The following is a 10078-nucleotide window of genomic DNA, read 5'->3' as shown; positions in this document are numbered from 1 at the left end:
CGAGAGCGCGCCGCATCCGCTCAGCCGCGAGGTGCGCCCTCGCCCGGAGCGGGCGCGGGCGGCTCGGCCGGCGGCCCCGAGGAGGCGGGTGGCGGCAGCGGCGGGAGCGCCTCGGGCGGGAGCACGATCGTGCCGGTGGCGGTCGACGGCTCCGGGCGGAACAGCCACCGCGCCCGCGGCTCCACGAGCGGCCGGAACACACGGCGCACGGGCTTCAGCGACAGCACGATCGAGATGCCGATGCAGAAGACGATCATCGCCGGAAGCACCCAGAACGGCTGCGCACCAGCGAGGATCGGCGTCTCGCGGAACGGGAAGAGCACGAACGAGTGCAGGAGGTAGATGTACATGGTCGCCCCGCCGAACGCCGTGAACCAGGTGGCGCGGCGCGGCATGACCACGAGGAACGCGACCGCAAGCAGCATCGCCAGGAGGAGCAGGAACAGCCGGATCGCACCGGACCACGGCTCGTCGTAGCCGATCGCCTGGTACGACTCGTCGTAGAGCATGAAGCGGCGGAGCTTCAGGTCGCGCCACGTCTCGATCGCCATCGGCATGACGAGCAGCACCCCCGCGAAGAGCGCGATCGCCCCCGCTCGCCAGCGCCACGCCACCGCCGTCGGGAGGTCGAGCCAGCGGGCCGTGATCTGCCACTGGCGCAGCTTCCACCCGAAGACGAAGAACGGGAGCATGCCGAACGTGCGCGAGAGGGCGAGCGTCGAGTCGATCGACTCGGTGTAGCCGGCGCCGATCGAGATCGCGATCGCGATGAGGAGCGGGTAGCGGAGCAGCACGAGGTACGGCAGCGTGATGCGCCACACGGCGAGCGCGATGAGGAACCACAGCGTCCACGACGCCGTGGTGTAGTCGAGCTCGAACGAGCCGCCGAGCGCGAACCGGATGATCGTCCAGATCGTCTCGAAGATGAAGTACGGGAAGACGATGTCGGTGAGGATCTGCCGCAGCGCCCGCGAGTTCGGGGGCCCCGACTTGGCGAAGTAGCCCGCCACCGTGACGAACACCGCCACGTGGAAGGAGTAGATGAAGAGGTAGACGCTGTACGCGGCGTCGTCCTCGCCGATGAGCGGCAGGATGCCGTGCCCGATCACGACGAGGGTGATCGCGATCCAGCGGGCGTTGTCCCAGAGCGGCACGCGACGCCGGAGGTGGTGGGCGCGGGCGGCGGGCGTCGACTGCATCGACCCATTGTCCCGCACCCGCCGGCGACGTCGCGTGCCCGATTCGCACGCCGCACGGGACCCACGGCCCGGGCGTCGCCCCGCGACCCGGCAGAATGGGCGCATGAACGGGTTGCGAGCGGTGGTCACGGGGGCGAGTTCCGGCATCGGGGCGGCGACGGTACGGGCGTTGCGGGCCGCGGGCTGGGAGGTCGTCGCCGTCGCCCGGCGCGAAGAGCGGCTGCGAGCGCTCGCCGAGGAGACGGGCGCCGAGGTCGTCGTCGCCGACGTCACGAGCGAGGCGGATGTCGCCGCGCTCCGCGACCGCCTCGCGGCGACGGGCGGCATCCACGCGCTCGTGAACAACGCGGGCGGCGCCAAGGGGCTCGCCTCCGTCGAGGAGTCCGACGTCGACGACTGGGCGTGGATGTTCGAGGTCAACGTGCTCGCCGTGAAGCGCGTGACGAGCGCACTGCTGCCGCTCCTGCGCCGCGGCGCGCAGCAGCGCGGGGTCGCCGACATCGTGAACGTCACGTCGATCGCGGGGCACGTCGCCTACGCGGGCGGCGGCGGATACAACGCGGCCAAGTTCGCGGCGCACGCGCTCACCGAGGTGCTGCGGCTCGAGCTCAACGGCGAGCCGATCCGCGTGATCGAGGTCGCGCCCGGCATGGTGCGCACCGACGAGTTCGCGCTCGTGCGCTTCGGCGGCGACCGGGCGCGGGCCGACGCGGTGTACGAAGGGGTGCCCGAGCCGCTCGTGGCGGAGGACATCGCGGCCGTCATCGCCGACGCCGTGCTGAAGCCACGGCACGTCGACCTCGACCTCATCGTGGTGAAGCCCGTCGCGCAAGCAGCGCCCTACCGGCTCGCGAAGGGGCCGCTCCACGTGCGGGACGAGGTCGGCGGATGACGACGGCGAGGGCGCACCCGCCGAACCCGCGCCGCGATCGCTACGTCGCGGCGACGGCGCGCCTGCTCGGCATCCTCGGAGTGCTGTTCGTCGTCGCCTACAGCGTCTTCGTGCTGTGGACCGACCGGCCCCACTGGGTCTCGCTGGTGCTCAACACCGTGCTCCTCCTCGCGTGGGCGATCTTCGTCGTCGACGTCGCCGTGCGCATCGGGCTCACGCCGCGCGGGCGCCGCTGGCACTACGCATGGCACCACCCGATCGAGGTGCTCTCGGCGATCATGCCCGTGTTCCGGGCGCTGCGCGTCGTCGGCCTCATCCAGAACCTGCCGGCACTGCAGCGCCGCACCTCGACGGCGGTGCGCGCGCAGTTCATCTCCCTCGCGCTCGCGTACGCGACCGCGTTCGTGTTCTTCATCGCGCTCGCCACCCTGCAGGTGGAGCGGGACGCGCCGGGTGCGAACATCGTGACCTTCGGCGACGCGATCTGGTGGGCGGTCGTCACGATCGCGACCGTCGGCTACGGCGACACCTACCCGGTGACCTCCCTGGGCCGCCTCTACGCGGTGATGCTCATGGCGGGCGGCATCGCGATCGTCGGCACGGCCTCGGCGACGCTCATCTCCTACCTCAACGAGCGCGTCGCGAGCCTGCGCCACAGCCAGGGCGACACGTTCGGGGCGCCGACGCTCGTCGGCGACGTCGACCCGGCTGCCGCGGGCGCCCTGGCGCCGGGAGCGCAGGACGCTGCGGTGCGGGCGGATGCCGCAGGCACGGCGTCGGCGGATGCCGCACCGCCCTCGGGTGCGACCGCCGACTAACCTGACGGGATGACCTTCGATGCGAACGACGCCACCGCCGTGGGCGCGGCATGAGCGTGCACCTCGTCGGCGGCGGCGCGACCACCAGTAGGGACGCCGCGCTGTACGCGCCGTTCGTCGCCGAAGCCGCCCTGCGGGGCGCCGCCGCGGGTCGCGCCCGGCCGCGCATCGCCGTGATCTCCCTGCACCCCGAGGCCCAGGAGAAGGCCGCGGCGCTCGCAGATCTGCTGGCCGCGTCCGACGGCGCGCGCGAGATCGAGGTGCAGCTGACCGCTGGGCGATCCGGCGAGCCGATCCGGCTGACCGCGCTCGCGGACGTCGACGGCATCGCGGTGGGCGGCGGCTTCGTCGAGGAGGTGCGCGCCGGACTCGAGCCGGTCTTCGGGGAGCTGCGTCGGCTGGTCGCCGGCGGGGTGCCCTACCTCGGCGTCTCTGCCGGCGCGATGATCGCCGCCGAGGGCTCGTTCGGGAGCGGCTCGCGCATCGGCGGGGTGGTCGTCGCACCGGAGGATCCGGAGGATCCGGGTGCCGAGCTCGAGATCGAGGCCGGCATCGGCCTGGTCGACGTGGCCATCGAGGTGCACGTCGCCGAACGTGGCATGCTCTCCCGCCTGGTGGCTGCCGTCGAATCCGGGCTCGTCGCCGGCGGGCTCGGCATCGACGAGCGCACGGTGCTGATCGTGGGGGACGGCGCCCTGCGGGTCGAGGGGAGCGGCAGCGTCTGGCGGGTCGTGCCCGCCGACCAGGGCGTGCTCGTCGCCACGATCGGAGCCTGACGGGCGTCGACCCTCGACTCCCCGCTGAGCCCGACCGCCCTGTCGCCCGGTAGCCTGACGGGATGACCTTCGATGCGAACGACGACGCCGCGGGCGTCGACGGACCGCCGCGCGAGATCCTGGCCTGGGACGAGTTCGGCGAGGCCGCCAGGACCCTCGCCGGCGACGTGCTCCGCTCCGGATTCCAGCCCGACGTCGTGATCGCCATCGCCCGGGGCGGCCTGCTGCTCGCGGGCGCGATCGCCTACGCGCTCGGCACCAAGGCGTGCGGCTCGATCAACGTGGAGTTCTACTCGGGCATCGACGAGCGCCTGCCGGAGCCGGTCCTCCACCCGCCCATGCTCGACGCGCCCGCCCTCGGCGGCAAGCGCGTGCTGCTCGTCGACGACGTGTCCGACTCGGGCCGAACCCTCGCGAAGGTCGTGGCGATCATCCGCGCCGAGGGCGCCGAGGTGCGCACCGCCACGCTCTACACCAAGTCGCACACCGTGCTCGTGCCCGACTTCGACTACAAGCGCACCGACCGGTGGATCGTGTTCCCGTGGTCGGCGCTGCCGCCCGTCACGGTGGCCGCGACGACGGCGGAGGGCTCGGCATGAGCGTGCACCTCGTCGGCGGCGGCTGGGACCGCGACCACGCGGCATCCGTCTACGGTCCCTTCCTCGCCGAGGTGACGACCGCGGCCGAGCGCGACGGCGCCGAGCGGGCGCGCGTCGCGGTGCTCCTCGTCGCCGACGACTCCGACGCGGCCGAGCAGTCGGCGCGCTGGATCGCCGTGCTCGAGTCCGTCGCGCCGGTCGAGCTCGCGGTCACGGTCGTGCCGGAGGACGGCGAGTTCGCGGCATCCGACCTCGCGGGCGCGCACGGCGTGCTCGTCGGCGGCGGGCTCACGCCCGCCTACCGCACCGCGATCGAGCCGATCGCGGGCGAACTGCGGCGGCTCGCGGCATCCGGCCTGCCCTACCTCGGATTCTCGGCGGGCGCCGCGATCGCGGCCGACACCGCGCTGCTCGGTGGCTGGCGCATCGGCGGGGTGCCGGTCGTGGCTGAGGAGGCCGGTGAGGACCTCGACGACGTCACGGTCGAACCGGGCATCGGTCTCGTCGACCTCACGATCGACTGCCACGCCGCCCAATGGGGCACGCTCACGCGCCTCATCGCCGCGACCGAGGCCCGACTCGTCGACGGCGGCATCGCGATCGACGAGAACACGCTCTTCTCGATCGGCACCGTCGGCCTGCGCGTCGCGGGGGCCGGCAGCGTCTGGAGCGTCACGGCCGCCGACGACGGCGTGGTCGTGCGCAGCATCACGGGCTGATGGCGGCGACGCTGCCCGAGCTCGCGTCCGCGGGACTCATCGACCCGGGTTGGGCGGAGGCGCTCGCCCCCGTCGCGCCGCGCATCGCGGCCATGGGCGACTACCTGCGGGCCGAGGTCGCCGCCGGACGGGGCTACCTGCCGGCGGGCGACCGGGTGCTGCGGGCGTTCCAGGCGCCCGTCGCCGACGTGCGCGTGCTCATCGTGGGCCAGGACCCGTACCCGACGCCCGGACATCCGATCGGCCTGTCGTTCGCCGTCGAGCGCCACGTGCGGCCGCTCCCGCGGAGCCTGCAGAACATCTACCGGGAGCTGCGCGACGACCTCGGGGTCGAGCCGCCCGAGCACGGCGACCTCGGCGCGTGGAGCCGCGCGGGCGTGATGCTCCTCAACCGGTGCCTGAGCGTGCGGCCCGGCGCCCCCGCCTCCCATCGCGGCGCCGGCTGGGAGGAGGTCACCGACCACGCGATCCGCACCCTCGTGGCGCGCGGCACCCCCCTCGTCGCGATCCTCTGGGGACGCGACGCGCAGGGGCTAGCGCCGCTGCTCGGCGACACGCCCCGCATCGAGTCGGTGCATCCGAGCCCGCTGTCGGCGAGCCGGGGCTTCTTCGGCTCCAAGCCGTTCAGCCGGGCGAACGCGCTGCTGGCGGCGCAGGGGGGCGAGGCGGTCGACTGGCGGCTCCTCGACTGAAGCGGGTCCGCGTCCGATCGGATGCCGCGACATCCGGCCGCAACAACCGGCGCGTAATGTGTTCGGCATGCTCGAGGAGGAATACCAGCAGCGTCGCGTGCTGCCGCCGCACCTGCGCAAGCCGCCGCCCCCGGAGACCCCGTTCACGTTCACGATCCGGCCGGCTCGGGCCACCGACCTCCCCGCGGTGCGGGAGATCTACAACTACTACGTCGCGAACTCGACGGTGACGTTCGACGAGGACGCGATGACGCTCCGCGAGTGGAAGTCGAAGTTCGCCCACCTGCAGAAGCTGGGGATGCCGTTCCTCGTGGCGGAGTCGCCGTCGGGGCAGCTGCTCGGCTATGCGCTCGTGTCGCCGTGGAAGCCCAAGCGGGCGTATCGCTACACGGTCGAGGACTCGATCTACCTCGGTCCCGCGGCATCCGGCAAGGGCCTCGGCCGTGCGCTGCTCGGCGAGCTGATCGCCGCGTCGAAGGCGGCCGGGCTGAAGGAGATCCTCGCCGTCATCGCGGACCAGGGCGCCGAGGGGTCGATCGCGCTGCACGAGAAGTTCGGCTTCAAGGAGATCGGGCGCATGGGCCGGGTCGGCTTCAAGTTCGATCGCTGGCTCGGCACGGTGCTGCTGCAGAAGTCGCTCAAGTAGCGGCGTGCGTAGGCTCGACGCATGACCGAGCTGCACGAGTACACCGCCGTCGAGCTGCACCAGTTGCTGCAGCGCGCACAGGTGTCGCCCGTCGAGGCGACCCGCCACTTCCTCGAGCGGATCGAGCGGCTCGACCCCGAGCTCGGCGCGTTCGCGACGGTCACGCCCGAGGCGGCGCTCGAGCGCGCCCGGTTCGTCGAGCGCGAGGTGCCCAAGGCGGCGCCGCTGTGGGGGATGCCCCTCGGCGACAAGGACCTGCACCCGCGCGCCGGCGTGCGCACCGGGTTCGGCTCGCGCGCGTGGGCCGGGCACGTGCCCGAGGCATCCGACGACCTCGTGCTCGCGCTCGACGCCGCGGGCGGCGTGAGCCTCGGCAAGACCGCGACGCCCGAGTACGGGCTCCCGTCGTACACGGAGCCGCTCGCCGGGCGTCCGGCGCGCAATCCGTGGAATCTCGCCCTCGGCGCGGGCGGGTCGAGCGGCGGGGCCGCGGCGGCGGTCGCGTCGGGGATGCTGCCCTTCGCCCCGGGATCCGACGGCGGCGGATCGGTGCGCATCCCCGCGGCATCCTGCGGCGTCGTGGGCGTGAAGCCGTCGCGTGGACGCGTGCCCGCCGGATCGGGGCTCGACCGGCTCGCGGGGCTCGGAGTGGTGGGGCCGCTCGCGCGCACGGTCGCGGATGCCGCGCTGCTGCTCGACGGCATGATCGCCCCGACCGGCTACCCCGTCGCGCATCCGTTCGCGGTGCGCGCGCCCGGCGGCGACGGCCCGTTCCTCGGCGCGGCGATCCGCGGGGAGGGCCGCTTCCAGGTGGGCGTCGCCACCGACAGCCCGTGGGACGACTTCACCGACATCGACCTCGACGATCGGGCGCGCGCGGGGCTCGACCGGGCGATCGAGCTGCTCGACCGGCTCGGGCACGGCGTCGAGGCGATGGCGCCCGAGCCGGAGCCCGGGTATCCTGCGGCGTTCCGCGCGATCTGGCAGGCGGGCGCGGCGACGATCGACGTCACGGCCGAGCAGGAGCAGTTGCTCGAGCCGCTCACCCGCTGGCTCATGGAGCGCGGTCGCGAGCTCGGCGCGGGGGAGCTCGCGACCGCGCTCGCATGGCTCGCCGGATTCGAGCGCCGCGTCATCCGCCGGTTCGCACCGTTCGATGCCGTGCTGACGCCCGCGCTCGCGCTGCCGCCCCGGCCCGTGGGCTGGTACGACGCGGAGGACGGCGAGGAGAACTTCGCGCAGCAGGTGCGATTCACGCCCTTCACCTCGTTCGTGAACGTCGCGGGGCTTCCAGCGCTCACGCTGCCCGTGTACGACGGCGACGACGGGCTGCCCGTGTCGGTGCAGCTCATCGGCCGGCCCGGTGGCGAGGCCACGCTCTTCGCGCTCGCGGCGCAGCTCGAGCGGGCCGCTCGGCGAGGGCGGCGGCATCCGCCGGTGTGGTGACGCCGGCCGCCGCCGGCCGCCGCCGCCGGACGTCGCCGCACACCGCCGGACGTCGCCGCACGGCTCCGAACCCGGGTTCGGTGCGCTGGGCGGCGTATGCAAGACTTAGGTAATGCTTACCTCACTCGCTGAAGCCGCGGCGCGGCCGCGTCCCGCCTACCGGAGCTTCCGGGCGACGGTGGCCAGGGTCGAACGCCTCACGCCGCACTTCACGCGGGTGACGTTCGCGGGCGACGAGCTCGCCGAGTTCGGCACCGCCGGATTCGACCAGCGCGTCAAGGTCGTGCTGCCGCTCGCGGGCTCCGGCTTCGCGCACTTCCCGGCCGACGAGGACTGGTACCGCGCGTGGCGCGAGCTGCCCGCCGAGCGGCGCAACCCGTTCCGCACCTACACGGTGCGCGCAGTGCGCCCCGCCGAGCGCGAGGTCGACATCGACTTCGTGGGGCACGGCGACGGCGGGCCCGCATCCGCGTGGGCCCTGCAGGCCGCCCCCGGCGACGACATCCTGCTCATCGGCCCCGACGAGCTCAGCGAGGGCCGCACCATCGGCATCGACTGGCGCCCCGGCGACGTGGAGACCGTGCTGCTCGCCGGCGACGAGACCGCCGCCCCGGCGATCTGCGCGATCCTCGAGTCGCTCCCCGCCGACGCGCAGGGCGCCGCCCTCATCGAGATCCCCTCGCCGGACGACCGGCTCGAGGTCCGGGCGCCCAGCGGCGTCGACGTGCGCTGGCTGCCCCGCACTTCGCCCGGCGCGCGGCACGGCGAGCGGCTCATCCCCGCCGTGCGCGACCGGGTCGCGCGCACCTGCCGGCTCCGCGAGTGCGCCACGGCAGCGGATGCCGCGTCCCGCGCCGCGCTCGAGCCCACCGGCCCGGGCCCGGGCCCCGACGTCGACGCCGCCAGCGATGCCGTGCTGTGGGACGTGCCCGAGGGCACGAGCCTCGACGGGGATTGCTACGCCTGGCTCGCGGGGGAGGCATCCGTCATCACGACCCTGCGCCGGTTCCTCGTGAAGGAGGCCGGCCTCGACCGCCGCCAGGTCGCCTTCATGGGCTACTGGCGGCTCGGCCGCGCCGAGCTCGACTGACCCGCGACCGCGACCCGCGAGCACGAACGATGACCGAACGGATGCCGCCCGCGCCCGCGCCCGCCCGCCCGACCCCGCCGCCCGCGCTCCCCTTGCGACGGCGCGGGCCACGGCCGGCGGTGCTCGCGACGGCCCTCGGCGTGCTCGCCCTCGTCGTCGTCGCGAGCCTCGCGATCGGCACCCGGCAGGTGCCGCTCGACGTCGTGTGGGCCGCGTTCGCGAACCCCGACGCATCCGACGCCGACCAGCTCGTCGTGCGGGAGCTGCGGGTGCCGCGCGCGCTCATCGGCGTGATGGCGGGAGCGGCGTTCGGCGCCGTCGCGGCGCTGCTGCAGGGCGCGACGCGGAACCCGCTCGCCGACCCGGGCCTGCTCGGCATCAACGCGGGCGCGTCGCTCGCGGTGGTGGCGGCGATCACCTTCCTCGGCGTCGCGTCGCCCTTCGGGTTCGTCTGGTTCGCGTTCGGGGGAGCGGCGCTCGCCGCGGCGATCGTGTTCGCGATCGGGTCGGCGGGGTCGGGCGCGAGCCCGGCCAGGCTCGCCCTGACGGGGGCGGCGGTGATGGCGACGGCCACCCCGCTCATCTCGCTGCTGCTCATCCGCGACGTGGGCACGCTCAGCCAGTACCGGTTCTGGTCGGTCGGATCGCTCTCGGGCCGCGGCATCGAGACGGTCGCGGCGCTCTGGCCGTTCCTCGTGGCGGGGCTGCTGCTCGCGGCCTGGCTGTCGGGGCGGCTCAACCTGCTCTCCCTGGGTGACGACGTCGCCCGGGGCCTCGGGGTGCGGATCGGCACGACGCGGATCGTCACCGCCGTCGCCGTCGTCGTGCTCGCGGGCACGGCGACCTCGCTCGCCGGCCCCATCGCGCTGCTCGGGCTCGCGGTGGCGCACGCCGCCCGTGGGCTCGTCGGCGCCGACTACCGATGGATCACGGCGGTCGCGGCGGTGCTCGGCGGTGCCGTGCTGCTCGCCGCCGACGTGCTCGGCCGGGTCGTCGTCGCGCCCGCCGAGCTCGAGGCGGGCATCGTCGCGGCGATCATCGGCGCGCCCGTGCTCATCGCGCTCGTGCGCCGCCGCGGCGGTGCCTCGTGGTGAGCCTGCCGCTGGATCCGCTCGCGGCCGAGCACGGCCGGGTCGCGGCATCCGTCGCCCGCGCCCGCTCGACCGCCCACCGGCGCACGCTCGCCGTCGTGGCCGGCGCC

11 protein-coding genes are annotated in these 10078 nt (G+C 74.3%); 10 read left to right on the top strand and 1 reads right to left on the bottom strand.

Going from position 1 to position 10078, the window contains the following annotated elements; translation table 11 throughout:
* Nucleotides 1-20: 20 nt before the first annotated feature.
* Nucleotides 21-1199, bottom strand: coding sequence for an acyltransferase family protein (locus EDM22_RS18845; protein ID WP_122938620.1), 1179 nt, complete (start codon nucleotides 1197-1199; stop codon nucleotides 21-23).
* Nucleotides 1200-1302: 103 nt separating this feature from the next.
* Between EDM22_RS18845 and EDM22_RS18840 the strand changes: the two genes are divergently transcribed.
* The 10 genes from EDM22_RS18840 to EDM22_RS18795 all read left to right on the top strand — a co-directional run bounded on the left by EDM22_RS18840 (nucleotide 1303) and on the right by EDM22_RS18795 (nucleotide 9971).
* Entirely contained in the window at nucleotides 1303-2091 is a 789-nt protein-coding gene (locus tag EDM22_RS18840) for an SDR family oxidoreductase (protein WP_122938619.1), read from the top strand.
* The gene (locus EDM22_RS18835) at nucleotides 2088-2909 is read left to right on the top strand and encodes a potassium channel family protein (RefSeq protein WP_122938617.1); all 822 of its coding nucleotides are present in this window, start codon (nucleotides 2088-2090) and stop codon (nucleotides 2907-2909) included. Before EDM22_RS18840 ends, EDM22_RS18835 begins: the two co-directional genes overlap by 4 nt.
* Before the next feature lie 50 nt (nucleotides 2910-2959).
* A complete protein-coding gene (locus EDM22_RS18830; RefSeq protein WP_122938616.1) occupies nucleotides 2960-3685 on the top strand; it encodes a Type 1 glutamine amidotransferase-like domain-containing protein in 726 nt (241 codons plus the stop codon).
* 62 nt (nucleotides 3686-3747) lie between these two features.
* Nucleotides 3748-4284, top strand: a complete 537-nt coding sequence (locus EDM22_RS18825; protein WP_122938615.1) for a phosphoribosyltransferase — start codon at nucleotides 3748-3750, stop codon at nucleotides 4282-4284.
* The gene (locus EDM22_RS18820) at nucleotides 4281-5003 is read left to right on the top strand and encodes a type 1 glutamine amidotransferase family protein (RefSeq protein ID WP_122938624.1); all 723 of its coding nucleotides are present in this window, start codon (nucleotides 4281-4283) and stop codon (nucleotides 5001-5003) included. The genes EDM22_RS18825 and EDM22_RS18820 overlap by 4 nt, the downstream gene beginning before the upstream one ends.
* A complete protein-coding gene (locus EDM22_RS18815) occupies nucleotides 5003-5695 on the top strand; it encodes a uracil-DNA glycosylase (RefSeq protein ID WP_122938614.1) in 693 nt (230 codons plus the stop codon). Before EDM22_RS18820 ends, EDM22_RS18815 begins: the two co-directional genes overlap by 1 nt.
* A 67-nt stretch (nucleotides 5696-5762) precedes the next feature.
* The gene (locus tag EDM22_RS18810) at nucleotides 5763-6341 is read left to right on the top strand and encodes a GNAT family N-acetyltransferase (RefSeq protein ID WP_122938623.1); all 579 of its coding nucleotides are present in this window, start codon (nucleotides 5763-5765) and stop codon (nucleotides 6339-6341) included.
* A gap of 21 nt (nucleotides 6342-6362) precedes the next feature.
* The gene (locus tag EDM22_RS18805) at nucleotides 6363-7787 is read left to right on the top strand and encodes an amidase (RefSeq protein ID WP_122938613.1); all 1425 of its coding nucleotides are present in this window, start codon (nucleotides 6363-6365) and stop codon (nucleotides 7785-7787) included.
* Between the two features lie 112 nt (nucleotides 7788-7899).
* Complete coding sequence (locus EDM22_RS18800) at nucleotides 7900-8877, top strand: siderophore-interacting protein (protein ID WP_122938612.1); 978 nt, start codon at nucleotides 7900-7902, stop codon at nucleotides 8875-8877.
* 29 nt (nucleotides 8878-8906) lie between these two features.
* Nucleotides 8907-9971 carry a FecCD family ABC transporter permease gene (locus EDM22_RS18795; protein ID WP_245989557.1) on the top strand — a complete coding sequence of 355 codons (1065 nt, stop codon included), beginning with the start codon at nucleotides 8907-8909 and terminating at the stop codon, nucleotides 9969-9971.
* Nucleotides 9972-10078: the final 107 nt, after the last annotated feature.

The sequence above is a fragment of the Agromyces tardus genome (assembly GCF_003710805.1).
Classification (GTDB): Bacteria; Actinomycetota; Actinomycetes; order Actinomycetales; family Microbacteriaceae; genus Agromyces; species Agromyces tardus.
The sequence above is the reverse complement of the archived record's forward strand: the minus strand, read 5'-3'. Positions and strand labels throughout refer to the sequence as shown.

Coding starts and splice junctions, on each gene's coding strand:
- EDM22_RS18830 (WP_122938616.1), top strand. CDS start 2,960: ATGAGCGTGCACCTCGTCGGCGGCGGCGCGACCACCAGTAGGGACGCC.
- EDM22_RS18810 (WP_122938623.1), top strand. CDS start 5,763: ATGCTCGAGGAGGAATACCAGCAGCGTCGCGTGCTGCCGCCGCACCTG.
- EDM22_RS18795 (WP_245989557.1), top strand. CDS start 8,907: ATGACCGAACGGATGCCGCCCGCGCCCGCGCCCGCCCGCCCGACCCCG.
- EDM22_RS18845 (WP_122938620.1), bottom strand. CDS start 1,199: ATGCAGTCGACGCCCGCCGCCCGCGCCCACCACCTCCGGCGTCGCGTG.
- EDM22_RS18820 (WP_122938624.1), top strand. CDS start 4,281: ATGAGCGTGCACCTCGTCGGCGGCGGCTGGGACCGCGACCACGCGGCA.
- EDM22_RS18840 (WP_122938619.1), top strand. CDS start 1,303: ATGAACGGGTTGCGAGCGGTGGTCACGGGGGCGAGTTCCGGCATCGGG.
- EDM22_RS18815 (WP_122938614.1), top strand. CDS start 5,003: ATGGCGGCGACGCTGCCCGAGCTCGCGTCCGCGGGACTCATCGACCCG.
- EDM22_RS18825 (WP_122938615.1), top strand. CDS start 3,748: ATGACCTTCGATGCGAACGACGACGCCGCGGGCGTCGACGGACCGCCG.
- EDM22_RS18800 (WP_122938612.1), top strand. CDS start 7,900: ATGCTTACCTCACTCGCTGAAGCCGCGGCGCGGCCGCGTCCCGCCTAC.
- EDM22_RS18805 (WP_122938613.1), top strand. CDS start 6,363: ATGACCGAGCTGCACGAGTACACCGCCGTCGAGCTGCACCAGTTGCTG.
- EDM22_RS18835 (WP_122938617.1), top strand. CDS start 2,088: ATGACGACGGCGAGGGCGCACCCGCCGAACCCGCGCCGCGATCGCTAC.